13 protein-coding genes are annotated in these 15,094 nt (G+C 71.4%); 7 read left to right on the forward strand and 6 right to left on the reverse strand.

Annotated features, from left to right (window positions below):
• Positions 1-49: 49 nt before the first annotated feature.
• From AXZ95_RS04725 to AXZ95_RS04740, 4 genes are all read right to left on the reverse strand, one after another.
• Positions 50-1,366, reverse strand: a complete 1,317-nt coding sequence (locus AXZ95_RS04725; RefSeq protein WP_231374346.1) for a sugar ABC transporter substrate-binding protein — start codon at positions 1,364-1,366, stop codon at positions 50-52.
• 55 nt (positions 1,367-1,421) lie between these two features.
• Positions 1,422-2,843 (reverse strand): aldehyde dehydrogenase family protein, encoded by a 1,422-nt coding sequence (locus tag AXZ95_RS04730; RefSeq protein WP_018189865.1) that lies wholly within the window; start codon positions 2,841-2,843, stop codon positions 1,422-1,424.
• A 46-nt stretch (positions 2,844-2,889) separates the two neighbouring features.
• The gene (locus tag AXZ95_RS04735) at positions 2,890-3,900 is read right to left on the reverse strand and encodes a hydroxyacid dehydrogenase (RefSeq protein WP_018189866.1); all 1,011 of its coding nucleotides are present in this window, start codon (positions 3,898-3,900) and stop codon (positions 2,890-2,892) included.
• A gap of 118 nt (positions 3,901-4,018) precedes the next feature.
• The gene (locus AXZ95_RS04740; protein WP_018189867.1) at positions 4,019-4,681 is read right to left on the reverse strand and encodes a ThuA domain-containing protein; all 663 of its coding nucleotides are present in this window, start codon (positions 4,679-4,681) and stop codon (positions 4,019-4,021) included.
• A gap of 109 nt (positions 4,682-4,790) precedes the next feature.
• On the opposite strand from AXZ95_RS04740, the gene AXZ95_RS04745 reads away from it, so the two are divergent.
• The 5 genes from AXZ95_RS04745 (at position 4,791) to AXZ95_RS04765 (ending at position 10,651) form a co-directional block, all read left to right on the forward strand.
• Positions 4,791-6,080 (forward strand): MFS transporter, encoded by a 1,290-nt coding sequence (locus tag AXZ95_RS04745; RefSeq protein WP_018189868.1) that lies wholly within the window; start codon positions 4,791-4,793, stop codon positions 6,078-6,080.
• Between the two features lie 165 nt (positions 6,081-6,245).
• The gene (locus AXZ95_RS04750; protein ID WP_018189869.1) at positions 6,246-7,445 is read left to right on the forward strand and encodes a Gfo/Idh/MocA family oxidoreductase; all 1,200 of its coding nucleotides are present in this window, start codon (positions 6,246-6,248) and stop codon (positions 7,443-7,445) included.
• Positions 7,442-8,626, forward strand: a complete 1,185-nt coding sequence (locus AXZ95_RS04755; RefSeq protein ID WP_018189870.1) for a dihydrodipicolinate synthase family protein — start codon at positions 7,442-7,444, stop codon at positions 8,624-8,626. Before AXZ95_RS04750 ends, AXZ95_RS04755 begins: the two co-directional genes overlap by 4 nt.
• Entirely contained in the window at positions 8,623-9,495 is an 873-nt protein-coding gene (locus tag AXZ95_RS04760) for a sugar phosphate isomerase/epimerase family protein (protein ID WP_018189871.1), read from the forward strand. Before AXZ95_RS04755 ends, AXZ95_RS04760 begins: the two co-directional genes overlap by 4 nt.
• A gap of 52 nt (positions 9,496-9,547) precedes the next feature.
• Entirely contained in the window at positions 9,548-10,651 is a 1,104-nt protein-coding gene (locus AXZ95_RS04765) for a glycerate kinase (protein WP_018189872.1), read from the forward strand.
• Positions 10,652-10,772: 121 nt separating this feature from the next.
• Here AXZ95_RS04765 and AXZ95_RS04770 read toward each other — a convergent pair whose 3' ends face one another.
• Entirely contained in the window at positions 10,773-11,456 is a 684-nt protein-coding gene (locus AXZ95_RS04770) for an FCD domain-containing protein (protein ID WP_018189873.1), read from the reverse strand.
• A gap of 144 nt (positions 11,457-11,600) precedes the next feature.
• On the opposite strand from AXZ95_RS04770, the gene AXZ95_RS04775 reads away from it, so the two are divergent.
• Together AXZ95_RS04775 and AXZ95_RS04780 are read left to right on the forward strand one after the other, a co-directional pair.
• The gene (locus AXZ95_RS04775) at positions 11,601-13,031 is read left to right on the forward strand and encodes a gluconate:H+ symporter (protein WP_018189874.1); all 1,431 of its coding nucleotides are present in this window, start codon (positions 11,601-11,603) and stop codon (positions 13,029-13,031) included.
• Entirely contained in the window at positions 13,028-13,537 is a 510-nt protein-coding gene (locus tag AXZ95_RS04780; RefSeq protein ID WP_018189875.1) for a gluconokinase, read from the forward strand. The genes AXZ95_RS04775 and AXZ95_RS04780 overlap by 4 nt, the downstream gene beginning before the upstream one ends.
• 79 nt (positions 13,538-13,616) lie before the next feature.
• Here the strand turns inward: AXZ95_RS04780 and xylB are convergent, their stop codons facing one another.
• A complete protein-coding gene (gene xylB, locus AXZ95_RS04785) occupies positions 13,617-15,056 on the reverse strand; it encodes a xylulokinase (RefSeq protein WP_018189876.1) in 1,440 nt (479 codons plus the stop codon).
• Between the last annotated feature and the right edge of the window lie 38 nt (positions 15,057-15,094).

A 15,094-nucleotide genomic window follows, 5' to 3' on the forward strand; every position in this document is an offset into this window, starting at 1 on the left:
TTCGGCGGGGACGACGTGGGGGTCGCCGCCCCCGCCGGGGGAAGCAAGGTCAGCCCGTGACCTTGAACCCGATCTTCTTCATGTCGGACACCGTGCTCGACTGCATCTTGTCGAGAGCCGCGGCGAGCGGCGTCTTGTTCTGCAGTGCGTCGCCGAAGGCGTTCGAGTAGGAGTCGAACGTGACGTTCGCGTTCGGTCCCCAGATGTCGAAGGTGCGGACGCCCTTCGCCAGCGTGCCCATGAGGGTGTAGTAGTCCGGCTGGTTCGACATGAACGGCGGCGGGGTCTGGAGCTCCGGAGCCGTCTGGTTCGACAGGCTCGCGGGGAAGACCTGCACGTTCTTGATCAGCGAGGCGACGCCCTCCTTGGAGGAGTTCATCCACTTCACGAACTTCGCGGCCTCGGCCGGGTGCTTCGAGTTGGCCGTCACGGCCTCGGTCTCGCCGCCCCAGATGCCGACGCTGTCGTCTCCGGCCGTCCAGGCGGGGAGGGGCGCCGCGACCCACTTGCCCGCGGTGTCCTTGGCGATGGACGGCAGCTGGTTGGGCGCCCACTGCGCGCTGACCCAGCCCACGAGGGTGCCGTTGTTCATGTCGGTGTTCCACTGGGCGGACCAGTTCGGCTCCGGGCTGACGACGCCCTGGTTGACGAGCCCGCTCCAGTAGTCGGCGACCTTCTTGGAGGCGGCGTCGTTGATGGCGACCGTCCACTCGTCACCGGAGGCCTTCCACCAGTCGGCGCCCGCCTGCTGGGCGAGCCCGGCGAACCAGCCGGGGTCGGCGGCGGTGAAGTTGCCGATGAACTTGGACGGGTCGGCCGCGTGGATCTTCGCGGCGTCAGCGGCGTACTCGTCCCAGGTCTTCGGTGCGGTCAGGCCGAGCGAGTCCCAGATGTCCTTGCGGTAGAAGAACACCATCGGGCAGACGTTCTGCGGGACGCCGTACGTCTTGCCCTCGAACTGCACCTGCGCCAGCGTCGACTTCGAGAAGTCGCCGGAGAGGTCGCCGACGTACTTGTCGATCGGGACGACGACCTTGTTGGCGATCAGGGCCGGGAGCGCCTGGTACTCGACCTCGGTGACGTCGGGATTCGTGCCGGCCTTGTTGTTGGTGATCAGCTTGTTGTACAGGGTGTACCCGGTGCCGGACGGCTTGGTCAGCTTGACCTGGATGTCCGGGTTGGCCTTGTTCCACTCGTCGACGACGGCCTGCATGCCGCCGTCCCAGTTGACGTAGGACAGGGTGACCTTGCCGCCGGAGGACGACGAGGTCCCTCCGCCGGAGCTCGAGCAGCCGGTCAGGACCGTGGCCGCGGCGGCGGCCACGCCGACCACCGCGCCGATGGTCCTCAGCGTTGACTTCCTCACTGTGTGCATCTCCTTCGATGATTCGTGGTGCGTTCTCGTGGTGCGTCGGGTGGGTTCAGCCCTCGGCCCATGCGGGGTAGCGCACGGGGGTGGTCTGGATGCCGATCCACTGCCGATGGGTGAAGCCGGCGAGCTGTCCCTCGCCGCCGTGGCGGGCGTACCCGTCGTTGACATGGACCTCGTTGCTCTTCACCTGTTCCGCGAACGCGAGTCCGCGCATCGGGTCGCCGGTGAAGACGGAGTTCATGAGCGTGCGGTGCCTGTTGACGAGGGCGAGTGCCTCCGCCTCACTGTCGACGACGGTGATCGGCATCACCGGGCCGAAGATCTCCTCCGTGAACACCGGCATGTCGGGGGTGACGCCGGTGAGGACGGTGGGCTGGTAGAAGAGGCCGTCGTGATCGCCGCCGACGGCCACGGTGGCGCCGGCCGCGATGGACGGCCGGACCAGGCCATCGGCGAAGCGGCGCAGCTGGGTCTCGCTGATGATCGGCCCGAGGTCGACGTCGTCGCGCAGCGGGTCGCCCACGCGGAGGGCGCGCACGCGCTCGACGACGGCGTCGGTGTATGCCGCCGCGACATCCCGGTGGACGATGTGGCGCCCGGCGGTGATGCAGGTCTGACCCTGGTACCAGAGCGACGACCACACGGCGCAGCTGGCGGCCTGGTCGATGTCGGCGTCGTCGAGCACGACGAAGGCGTTGTCGCCGCCGAGCTCGGTGGCGACGGGCCGGAAGGATCGCGCGGCGAAGTTGGCGATCTGGTGGCCGACCTCGAACGATCCGGTGAAGTGGATGAGGTCGAGGTCCGGGTGCTCGCTGAGCGTGCGGCCCGTGGTCGGCCCGTCGCCCGGGACGACCGCGAACACGCCGGCCGGGACGCCGGCCGCGAGCGCGGCCTCCGCGAGGATCTGGCCTCCGGCGATCGGGGTCAGCTCGGCGGGCTTGAGCACGACGGCGTTCCCGTAGGCGAGCCCGGGGGCGAGCGCACGCATGGCCAGGCTCATCGGGTAGTTCCAGGGGACGATCAGGCCGATGACGCCGAGGGGGACGGCGCGAGAGAGCGAGAGCTTTCCCGACTTGTACGGAGGGAGGATGCTCCCCGCGTTCTCGGTGAGCTGGGTGGCGGAGTTCTCGAGCTGCGTGATCGCCTGCCCGAGCTCCTCCTCCGCCTTCTCGAGCGTTCCGCCGGTCTCGCGGATGAGCAGGGTCAGGAGCTCGTCGCGCCGGTTCTCGAGCTCCGCGGCGAACCGGCGGATGATCGCGGAACGCGTGTTCCCGTCCACCTGCGCCCAGGCGGGCTGCGCGTGGCGGGCCGCGGCCACCGCGCGGTCGACCTGTGCGGGGGAGGCGTTGCCGTAGCTGCCGAACGGCACGCCGGCCGCTTTGTCGAGCACGGGGATGCCGTCGCCGGCCTCCGGTCGCTCGAACCGGCCGTCGATGAACATCTGGACGTCGTAGTCGCGGAGCTCGCGCATGGGGGATGCCTCCTGGATCGAAGGGGTGGTGGGTACGGTGACAGTCTCAGGCAACGGCGATCAGAGCTTCCTTCGTGACGGGATGTTCGGCCGGCTCCCCGGCGACGAATCGTTCGATCTCGTGCCGGGCGCACTCTCCCAGGCGACGGACCTCGGTGCCGAGCGCACCCGCGACGTGGGGTGTGAGCACCACTCCCGGCAGAGACCGCAGCGGGTGCTCCGCGGGGAGGGGTTCGGGCTCGGTCACGTCGAGGACGGCGCGCAGGCCGCGGTCGCGGACCGCGGCGGTGAGTGCCTCCTGGTCGACGATCGGGGCGCGGGCGGTGTTGATCAGGGTGGCGCCGTCGGGCAGCAGGGCGAGCTGCGCGGCGCCGACCATCCCGACCGTCTCGGGCAACAGCGGCGCGTGCACGCTGACGATGCTCGATCCGGCGAAGAGGTCGTCGAGGGTCACAGCCCGCGCTCGCTCGAGCACGGGGTCGCCCTGGCGCACTTGCGGGTCGTACAGCAGCACGTCGATGTCGAACGGCTCGAGCAGCTCGATCACCCGGCGGCCGACGCGGGAGGCGCCGATGATGCCGACCGTCCGGCGGAAGTTGCCGATCGCCGGGTCGGCCTCGCGCTCGTAGAGGGCCGGGTCGGTCGCGTATCCGCGGATGTAGTCCGGCACGCCCTTCCCGGCCAGCAGGATCATGGCGAGCGTGTACTCGGCGACGGGATAGGCGTTGGCGTTGGCCGCGCTGGTGACGAGCACTCCGCGATCCCACGCGGCGTCGTCGATGTGGCCCTTCACCGTGCCGGCGGCGTGGACGATGGCCCGCAGCAGGGGCATGCGGTCGAGCTCCGCCGGCCCGATGTGCGGGGCGCCCCATCCGGTGACGAGGATCTCCACGCTGTCGAGCAGCCCGGCGGGCGCGGTGGCGAAGTCGGTGATGGTGACGGTGGCGTCCAGCACGACGATCGACCGGAGGGCGGCGAGGTCGTCGGACGAGAACAACAGAGCCGGCAGGTCCGGTCGCATGGCGAAGGCGGCGACGGGCGTGCTCGCTGCGGTCATCGTCGACTCCTCGGGTGGGGCGGTGGTCCGGATTGCGCATTCCCAGAATGCGCATTCCCAATAATGCGCATCCCGGGTCGCCACGTCAAGCACGAATTTGGGAGAGCCCGGAAGCGGCTCAGGAGACGAGGCGACGCACCGCCCGGCGGAGGATCTCGCGGTGGGTCTGGGCGTCGTAGGAAGCGGCGTCATGGCCGAGCGCGTCGTAGAAGATCGTCGCAGGGCCGTACTCGCGCTCCCACATCAGTGGATGCTCGGTGCCGTCGTGCTCGTGCGAGGCGAGCGCCAGCACGTCCGGCTGCACGCGCAGGTCGGTGTACCGCTCGTCCGTCACCGAGAAGTCGTCGAGCCCCGCCACGATGGGGCTGCGATCGGCGTGAACATGGATTCGGGCCGGCCCGTAGTCGGGGTGGAACGTCGTGCCGCGCACCCAGACGCCGCCGAGGATGCTCTCCCACTCGGGGATGCCGCGCAGCGAGGTCGACGTGACGTGCGACGCGAGCAGCGGCCGCCCGGAGGCGAGGTACGCGAGCAGGCCGTCCCGGCCGCGGCGTTCGGCCTCCGGGTCCGGGGTGCCGGTGAGCGCCGGGTCGCCGATGTTGAGCACCAGCAGGTCGGGCGCGTCGGTGGTCAGCGCGGCCATGCGCGCATCCACCTCTTCGGAGATCTCGACCTCGAGCCCTTCGTCGCGAAGGATGCCCGCGAGTCTCTCCGACGTCTCGGCGAACGGGTGCCAGGGATCGGCGTACCGCCCGGCGCCGCTCAGGATCAGTGCTCGCATCACAACCTCCGTCGGTTCGGGTTGACACCCGCGAAACGGGGTCTATCGTAACGCGATGGTAAGCGCTTTCTCGCGCGCGTGCCGATCACCGTCGATCGGAAGGGAACCTGTGTCCGACACTGCTATCGCCTCCACCCGCCTGAACCCCGACCAGCGCAACGCGTTCATCGCGTCGCTCCTCGGCTGGATGATGGACGCCTTCGATTACTTCATCATCGTGCTCGTCTACGCCGAGATCGGGGCCGAGTTCCACGTCCCGCTCGAGCAGATGGCGTACCTCACGACCATCACGCTGATCATGCGCCCCGTCGGCGCGTACCTGTTCGGTCTATGGGCCGACCGGATCGGCCGGCGCATCCCGCTCATGGTCGACGTGTGTTTCTACTCGGTCGTGGGATTCCTCTGCGCCTTCGCCCCCAACTTCACCGTGCTCTTCATCCTGCGGCTGCTCTACGGCATCGGGATGGGCGGCGAGTGGGGCCTCGGCGCCGCGCTCACGATGGAGAAGGTGCCGCGCACCCGTCGCGGCTTCTACTCCGGCATCCTGCAGGCCGGCTACTCCGCCGGCTACCTGCTGGCGTCGCTCGCCTTCCTGCTGGTGCACTCGGTCCTCGGGCTGAACTGGCGGTGGATGTTCGCGCTGAGCATCCTGCCCGCGCTGATCACGCTCATCATCCGCTCCCGCGTCAAGGAGTCGGAGGTGTGGGAGAACACCCGCGAGAAGATGCGGAAGGCCGACACGTCCATCCGCCGCGTGTTCTTCGACGGCAAGGTGCTGCGCCGGTTCGTGTACCTGGTGCTGCTGATGGCTGCGTTCAACTGGATGAGCCACGGCACGCAGGACATCTACCCGACGTTCCTGAAGTCGACCGAGAACGGGGGAGCCGGACTGGATGCGGCGACGGCCGGCTGGATCGCCGTCGTCTACAACATCGGCGCGATCGTCGGCTGCGTCGTGCTCGGCTCTCTGTCGGACCGCTGGGGCCGGAAGGCGACGATCATCCTCGGGGCGGCTCTGACCATCCCGATCATCCCGATCTTCGCGTTCTCGCAGACGGCAGGGCTGCTGTGCCTCGGCTCCGCGCTCATCCAGTTCACGACGCAGGGGGCCTGGGGTGCCATCCCGGCGCACCTGAACGAGATGTCGCCGAACGCGATCCGCGGGTTCTATCCGGGCGTGACCTACCAGCTGGGCAACGTGATCGCGGCGTTCAACCTGCCCATCCAGCAGGCACTCGCTCCGCAGCTCGGCTACGGCTGGGCGATGGCGTCGACGGTCGGCATCGCGGCGATCGCCGTCATCCTGCTGACCGCCTTCGGCAAGCAGGCGCACGCCATCGACTTCACGCGGGACGACCCGGTGTCCGCCTCGATGCCCGCAGCGCGTCGAGCCGCGTGACCCCGCCCCGTTCGCGATTTGGCGCAAATCGCGGGAATCGCTCACCGATAACCGCGATTTGCGCCAAATCGGCGCGGGGGGCGGGCGGCTTGACCGGGCGGGGCGGCGGGCGTTAGGCTCGGTAAGCGCTTTCCAATCGAGTGCAGCACATACGAAGGAGTACACGTGTCGTCGATCGGCATCATCATGAACGGCGTCTCCGGGCGCATGGGATACCGCCAGCACCTGGTCCGCTCGATCCTCGCCATCCGCGACCAGGGCGGCGTCGAGCTGTCCGACGGCCGCCGTGTGCAGGTGGTGCCCCTGCTGGTCGGACGCAACGAGGAGAAGCTGGCCGAGCTCGCGAAGCGCCACGACATCGCCGACTACACGACCGACCTCGACGCGGCCCTCGCCGACGACCGCTGGCAGATCTACGCCGACTTCCTCGTCACGAAGGCGCGCTCGGCCGCCATCCGCAAGGCCATCGCCGCGGGCAAGGCGATCTACACCGAGAAGCCGACGGCCGAGAGCTTCGAGGAGGCGCTGGAGCTCGCGCGCCTCGCCGACGACGCGGGCATCAAGAACGGCGTCGTCCACGACAAGCTCTACCTGCCCGGCATGCGCAAGCTCAAGCGGTTGATCGACTCCGGCTTCTTCGGCCGCATCCTGTCAGTCCGCGGAGAGTTCGGGTACTGGGTGTTCGAGGGCGACTGGCAGGCGGCGCAGCGGCCGAGCTGGAACTACCGCGCGGAGGACGGCGGCGGCATCGTCGTCGACATGTTCCCGCACTGGAGCTACGTGCTCGAGAACCTCTTCGGCCGTGTGGAGTCGGTGTACGCGCAGGCGGTCACCGAGATCCCGCAGCGCGTCGACGAGCGCGGGGAGGCGTACGCGGCCACCGCGGACGACGCGGCCTACGCGATCTTCCAGCTGGCGGGCGGCATCACCGCGCAGCTCAACTCCAGCTGGACCACCCGCGTCAACCGCGACGAGCTGGTCGAGTTCCAGGTCGACGGCACGCTCGGGAGCGCGGTCGTGGGTCTGTTCGGCTGCAAGATCCAGCCCCGCAACGCGACGCCGAAGCCGGTGTGGAACCCGGACCTCGCCGACGCGCACGACTACGCGGCCGACTGGATCGAGTCGCCGGCCAACGAGGTGTTCGAGAACGGGTTCAAGACGCAGTGGGAGGAGTTCCTGCGGCACGTGCTCGAGGGCGGCCCCAACCGGTTCGACTTCCTCGCGGGTGCCCGCGGCGTCCAGCTGGCCGAGCTCGGGCTGCGCTCGTCGCGGGAGGGACGGCGGATCGAGTTGCCCGAGGTGACGCTCGACACCACGTCGGCGCCGACCGCGGGCGCCGCTGATCTGGAGGCGGCGGCACGATGACGGCCGCCGCGCTCTCCACCGCGACCGCCGTCACCCTGATCGGTGCCGACGGCGCCACGTCGTCCGCCGATCTCGGCTCCGCTCCGGCGTTCACGCGCCCGGCCGCCCCGCTGCGGTCGCGGGTCGCCTACGCGGCGGCTCACGTCATCCCGAAGCCCTGGGCGGAGAACGTGCCCGGAGCACCCGCCGACATCGACTGGGAGGCGACGCTCGCGTTCCGCAGGCACGTGTACTCCTGGGGGCTCGGTGTCGCCGACGCGATGGACACGGCCCAGCGCAACATGGGTCTGGACGCGGCGGCGACGCGTGAGCTGATCTCGCGGAGCGCCGCCGACGCCCGGGAGGTGGGCGGCTCGGTCGTCGCCGGTGTCAACACGGACCACGTCGACGAGCTGGTCATCCCGCTGGATGCCGTCATCGACGCGTACAAGACGCAGCTGCACTTCACCGAGGAGGCCGGTGCGGGGGTCGTCCTCATGGCCAGCCGGCACCTGGCCCGCGTGGCGGAGTCGCCGGCCGACTACGAGCGCGTCTACGGCGAGGTGCTCGCCGCGGCGTCCACGCCGGTCGTGCTGCACTGGCTCGGCCCGGCGTTCGACCCCGCGCTCGACGGGTACTTCGGCTCCGCCGATGTCGCGACGGCCGGCGAGACGGTGCTGCGGATCATCGAGGCCGCCGACGGCCGGGTCTCCGGGATCAAGATGAGCCTCCTGGACGCCGCGGCGGAGCGCTCGCTGCGGGCGCGCCTGCCCGAGGGCGTGCGCATGTTCACCGGCGACGACTTCAACTACGTCGAGCTGATCGAGGACGACGGTTCCGGCCACTCGGACGCCCTCCTCGGCGCGTTCGCGGCGCTCGCGCCGGCGGCGTCCGTGGCGATCCAGGCGCTCGACCGCGGCGACTCCGCACAGTACCGGAGCATCCTCGAGCCGACGCAGCAGCTCTCCCGCCAGGTCTTCGCGGCGCCGACCTTCTACTACAAGACCGGCGTCGCCTTCCTCTCCTGGCTGAACGGGCACCAGCAGTCGTTCTCCATGGTCGGCGGACTGCACTCCGCGCGCAGCCTGCCCCATCTGTCCGAGATCGTCCGGCTTGCGGGGGAGTGCGGTGCGCTGGAGCGACCGGACCTCGCCGCCGAGCGCTGGACGTCGCTGCTCCGGCTGAACGGGGTCGACGCATGACGGCCGATCCGCGCCTGTCGATCAACCAGGCGACCATCAAGTACGCGAACCTCGCCGAGGCGCTGCGCGTCGTCGGCTCGGCCGGAGTCGAGGCGATCGGCCTCTGGCGCGAGCCCGTGGCCGAGGTCGGGCTGGATGTGGCGGCTCGGATGCTCGCCGACTCCGGTCTGCGCGTCTCGAGCCTGTGCCGTGGCGGCTTCTTCACCGCGCCGGAGGGCGCCCAGCGGCGCGCGGCCCTGGACGAGAACCGGCGCGCCATCGAGGAGACGGCGGCGCTCGCCGCGGCCGGCGCCCCCGGCTCGGCGGCCGTCCTGGTCCTGGTCGCCGGCGGGCTGCCCGATGGCTCGCACGACCTCCCCGGTGCCCGCGCCCGGGTCGCGGACGCGATCGCGGAGCTGGAACCGGAGGCCCGCGCCTCCGGCGTCACCCTCGCCATCGAGGCGCTGCACCCGATGTACGCGGCCGACCGTGCAGTGGTGTCGACGCTCGGGCAGGCGCTCGACATTGCGGAACCCTTCCCGACCGAGTCCGTCGGCGTCGTCGTCGACACCTTCCACCTGTGGTGGGACCCCGACCTGTTCGCCCAGATCGCCCGCGCCGGTCGTGACGGTCGCATCGCCAGCTACCAGGTGTGCGACTGGGTGACGCCGCTCCCCGCCGACGTGCTCCTGGCGCGCGGGATGATGGGCGACGGCCACATCGACTTCGCGCCCATCAGTGCGGCGGTCGCCGAGGCGGGCTACACCGGCGATGTCGAGGTCGAGATCTTCAACGAGGCGATCTGGGCGGCGGACCCCGCAGCGGTCGTCGCGCGCACCGTGGACGCGTTCGATCGCGCGGTCGGACTGCGGTCGGCCGAGCGGGCGTGATCCGCGGGCCGGTGCCGGGGCGCGGCCACCGCATCCATGCGAAGGTGGGGGCATGAGCGTCATCGTCGTCGCGCCGGACTCCTTCAAGGGCTCGGCGTCCGCCGCCGAGGTCGCCGCTGCTCTCGCGGAGGGCTGGGCCTGCGAGCGCCCGGGTGACCGCGTCGTGCTCGCGCCCATGGCGGACGGCGGCGAGGGGACCCTCGACGCGTTCGAGGCGGCGGTGCCCGGCGCCGTCCGGCATCCCGTCCGTGTCGTCGGCCCCGACGACACGGAGGTCGACGCCTCGTGGTTGATGCTCCCAGACGGCACGGCGGTCGTCGAACTCGCCGAGACGAGTGGGCTGGGCAGGATGCCGCGGCTGGCGCCGTTCGCAGCGCACACGGTGGGGTTCGGACAGGCGATCGCGGATGCCCTGCAATCGGGGGCCGGGTCGCTGCTCCTGGCGATCGGGGGCAGCGCGTCGACGGACGGCGGCGCGGGGGCGCTCACTGCGCTCGGCGCGCGGTTGGTGGATGCGGCCGGGCGCGACATCGCGCGCGGCAACCACGGACTGGCGTCGCTCGCGCGGGCCGATCTCTCGCGCCTCGCGGCGCTCCCGGCCGGCGGCGCGCGCATCCTCAGCGATGTCACGAGTCCCTTGCTCGGTCCGCTCGGGGCCGCCGCGGTCTTCGGACCGCAGAAGGGCGCCGGCGAGCAGGATGTGGCGGTGCTGGAGGCGGGACTGCGGCGCCTCGCCGAGACGCTGCGGGCGGCCGGCGCTGCGACCGACCCGGACGAGCCCGGCGCCGGAGCCGCGGGCGGAACCGGCTTCGGCCTCCTGGTCTGGGGCGCGCGGATGGCGCCGGGCGCGGCCGCGGTCGGTGAGGCGCTGGGGCTGCCGTCGACGATCGCGGCGGCGGATGCGGTCATCACGGGGGAGGGGCGCTTCGACAGTCAGTCGGCGTCGGGGAAGGTGCCAACGTACGTCGCCGGTCTGGCGCGCGACGCGGGCGCGCGCGTCCTGCTGGCTGCCGGCAGCATCCAGGCGCCCACCGCCGGCTTCGCCGACGCCGTCGCCCTGACCGACCTCGCCGGCTCGTCCGCCGCCGCGATCGCCGACCCCGCACGCTGGGCGCGCGCCGCCGGCGCTGCCCTCGCCAGCCGCTTCCGCCCCTGACCCTCGCCCCCTCCCCCCACCGTCGAGTCCGCAAACTTTGCACACGATTCGCCATGTGGGCGTGCAATTTGTGCGTACTCGACGGTGGGCGGGAGGGGGCGGAGGGGAGGGATAGGGCGCGTCAGCGGGTGAGGGCGGCGCTCGCCTCCTCCACGATCGCGCGCATCGCGGCCTCGGCGGCTGCGGCGTCGCCCCGACGGACCGCCGCGGCGACCTCCTCATGCAGCCGGATCGCCTCCGGGTTCGCCGTGTCGGGCATCAGCGCGTGCACGGTCCGCCCGTTCAGCGCCTCCGCGACGGCGTCGCTGAGCGCCGAGAACACCGGGTTGCCGGATGCCTCCAGCAGCACGCGGTGGAAGTCGCGATCGTGCGCCAGATACTCCTCGCGGTCCGCCGACCGCTGGGTCGCCGACATCCCGACGATCGCGGCGGTGAGCGCGCCGCACTGAGCCGGCGTCGCCCGGGCGCTCGCCAGCCGCGCGGCGACCGGTTCGATCGCCATCCGCAGTTCGCCGAGCTCCGCGAGCGCGGTCAGCCGGTCGGGACCGGCGAGACGCCAGCTGAGGATGCGCGGATCGAGCGCCTGCCACGACGACTCGGGCAGCACGACCGTCCCTCGACGCCGCCTGGCCTGCACGAGCCCCAGCGACTCGAGCACGCGGATGCATTCCCGCAGGACCGTCCGCGAGATCCCGAGCCCTTCGGGCGTGAGCACCGCTCCGACGGGGATGTCGCCCGCGACGATGCGGGCGCCGAGGGAGGCGATCGCCTGCTCGTGCTGGGAGGCCTGCGTTGCCTGAGTCACGCTTCATTATCTGCGTACGGATGTGATCGGGTCAAAGCGACACGCATTGCCCATAAACCCGTCATTATTTACCTCGATTAGACACAAATCAGGTTTATTCCTAGAGTGTTCGTGCCCTATCCGGATTCACGACCAAGGACGTTCATGACCCCCACCCTGCTCGCTCACCTGGCGGCTGCCGCTCGCACTGCGGCCCCCGCCCCCGCTCCAACTCCCAGCGGCCCCGAAGGCCAGCTCATCTTCGCCGCCCTGGCGGGCATCGCGGTCATCGTCGTGCTGATCACCTGGCTCAAGCTGCACCCGTTCCTCTCGCTCCTGCTCGGCTCGCTCGTCGCGGGCCTCGCCGCGGGACTGGCGGCGGACGCGGCGATCGCCAGCTTCATCACCGGCTTCGGAAACACGATGGGCAGCGTCGGCGTGCTCATCGGCCTCGGTGCGATGTACGGCAAGCTGCTCGCCGATTCCGGCGGCGCCGACCGTATCGTCGACACCCTCGTCTCGCGCACCAGCGCGCGCCTGCTGCCGTGGACGATGGGCGCCGTCGGCGCGATCATCGGTCTGCCGATGTTCTTCGAGGTCGGCCTCGTGCTCCTGATGCCGGTGATCATCCTGGTGACCCGCCGGTCGGGCCTCCCGCTGATGCGCATCGCCCTGCCGACCATCGCGGGCCTCTCCGCCATGCACGGGCTGGTGCCGCCGCACCCCGGACCCCTGGTCGCGATCAGCGCGCTCGGCGCCAACCTCGGCCTCACGCTGGCCTTCGGCGTGCTCGTCGCCATTCCGACGATCGCCGTCGCGGGCCCGCTGTTCAGCCGGCTGGCCGCGCGCTGGGTTCCGGTCGGCGTCCCGGACCTGTTCGTCCCGGAGGAGGGCGACGGCCCCGCACGCCGCCGGCCGTCGTTCGGGGCCGCGCTGATCAGCATCCTGCTACCCGTCGTCCTCATGCTCGGCAAGGCCGTCGCCGACATCGCCGCCCCCGACGCGGCCCCCGTGTGGAAGGTCGTGCTCGACTTCCTCGGCACGCCGGTCATCGCCCTGACGGTCGCCGTGCTCGCCGGACTGCTGCTGCTCGGTGTCGGCGGCGGGATGGACCGCAAGGCCATGCAGACCAGCCTCGGCGCCTCCCTGCCCCCGATCGCGGGCATCCTCCTCATCGTCGGCGCGGGCGGCGGGTTCAAGCAGGTCCTCGTCGACACCGGCATCGGTCAGGTGATCGCGGACTGGGCGACCGGTGCGAGCGGGATCCTCGTGCTCCTCCTCGCCTGGACTGTCGCGGCGCTGATCCGCATCGCCACGGGCTCGGCGACGGTCGCGACCGTGACAGCCGCGGGCATCCTGCTCCCGCTCACCGAGCACCTGTCGACCCCGATGGTGTCGCTGATGGTGCTGGCGATCGGCGCGGGATCGGTGTTCCTGTCCCACGTCAACGACGCCGGCTTCTGGCTGGTGAAGGAGTACCTGGGCCTGAGCATCCCGCAGACCCTGAAGAGCTGGACCGTGCTGGAGTGCCTGGTCTCGATCGTCGGGCTGGCGGGTGTCCTGATCCTGAGCCTGTTCGTCGGCGGCCTCGGGTGACGCCGGTGCGCGCGGTCGTCGTCATGGGCGTCGCCGGATGCGGCAAGTCGACCGTCGCGGCGCTCCTCGCCGAGCGTCTGGGCTGGGAGCTGCTGGAGGGCGACGGACTGCATCCTGCGACGAACGTCGAGCGGATGAGCGCGGGGGTCCCGCTCACCGACGACGACCGCGCGCCCTGGCTCGCCGCCATCGCCGAGTGGATGCGGGAGCGGCTCGACGCCGGACGTCCGGTCGTCGTCGCCTGCTCCGCGCTCGCGCGGAGGTACCGCGATGTGCTCCGCCGGGACGACGTGCTGTTCCTGCACCTGAGCGGTTCGCCGGAGCTCCTCGAAGCCCGCTTGGCGTCGCGCGAGCATCACTTCATGAAGTCGGGCATGCTGCAGAGTCAGCTGGCGACGCTCGAGCCGCCCGCCGACGACGAACGCCACCTCACCCTCGATATCGCCGAGCCGCCGTCCGCCCTCGCCGCCCGAGCCGCCCTCGCCGCATCCGCCCTCACCCCCTGAACCCCACCGTCGAGTACGCAAACTTTGCACGCGAATCGCCGCGCGAGCGTGCAATTTGTGCGTACTCGACGGTGGAGGGTCAGGCGCGGGCGGCGGCGTACTGGGTGCGGATGACGGAGCGCGTGTCGACGGGGAGCGCGGCGGACGTCTCGACGGTCCAGGACGGACGCGTGCCGGTCAGCGCCCATGCGGCCTGCACCGCGCCGCCGTCCGCGACGTACTCGCCGGGCGCCGGCACCTCGACCGGCGCGTCGAACACCTGCGCGGCGACCTGCGCCACGGCCGGGTTCTGCGCCGCTCCGCCGATGAGAAGGATGCGGCGCTCGCGCACGCCGGCCGCCCGCACGGCGTCGAGGCCGTCGGCCAGCCCGCACAGCATCCCCTCGATGGCAGCACGCGCCAGGTTCGCCGGGGTCGTGGAGGCGAGGGTGAGCCCGTGGATGCTGGCCTTCGCGTCGGGCAGGTTGGGGGTGCGCTCGCCCTCGAAGTACGGGACGAGCACCACGCCGCCGGATCCGGGTTCCGCCGAGAGCGCCAGGGCGGACAGTCCGTCGTGGTCGACCGACAGCAGCCCGGCGACGGAGCCGAGCACGCGCGCGGCGTTGAGAGTCGCGATGAGCGGCAGGGAGAGGCCGGAGGCGTCCGCGAAGCCCGCGACGGTGCCCGACGCGTCCGCGATGGGCGCATCGGTCACGGCGAAGACCGTTCCGGACGTGCCGATCGAGACGACGACGTCGCCTTGCGCGGCGCCGAGTCCGAGGGCCGCACCGGCGTTGTCGCCCGCGCCCGGTCCGACGAGCACACCGGATGGCGTCCGTCCGGCCGACTCCGACGGGCCGAGCACGCGCGGGAGGACGACCGCGTCGCTCCCCGCACCGGCCGACGAGCCCGCCTCACGGCCCGGCCGGCCGAGCGCCCGCTCGAACAGGTCGAAGTCGTATGCGCCAGAGGCCGCGCCCCAGTAGGCGGTGCCGCTGGCGTCGGAGCGGTCGGTGGTCAGCGCCTCGAGGTCCGGTCCGAGCTCGCTCTCGCCCTCCGGCCCGTAGCCGCGGAGGCGCCAGGTCAGCCAGTCGTGCGGGAGCGCGACCGCGGCGACCCGCGCGGCGTTCTCGGGTTCGGCATCCCGCAGCCAGCGCAGCTTGGTCGCGGTGAAGGAGGCGACGGGAACCACGCCGACGCGGTTCGCGTACTCCTCGGCCCCGACCTCGTCGATCAGGTCGCGGGCGGCCTGCGCCGAGCGGGTGTCGTTCCAGAGCAGGGCGTCGCGGATGACCCGGCCCTGCGCATCCAGCACCACCATCCCGTGCTGCTGCCCGGCGACGGCGATCGCGTCGACGTCATCGAGCCCGCCTGCGGCCTCGATGGCCTCCTGCAGCGCGCTCCACCATGCCGCGGGGTCCACCTCGGTGCCGTCGGGATGCGCGGCGCGGCCGGACCGCACCAGCGCACCGGTCTCGAGGTCGCGCACGACCATCTTGCAGCTCTGCGTCGAGGAGTCGACGCCGGCGACGAGAGTCACGGGTGTCCTTTCACGGGCGATCCCACCCGCCGTCGAGT

It is taken from the genome of Leifsonia sp. 115AMFTsu3.1 (assembly GCF_004362795.1).
In the GTDB taxonomy this organism is placed as follows: Bacteria; Actinomycetota; Actinomycetes; order Actinomycetales; family Microbacteriaceae; genus Leifsonia.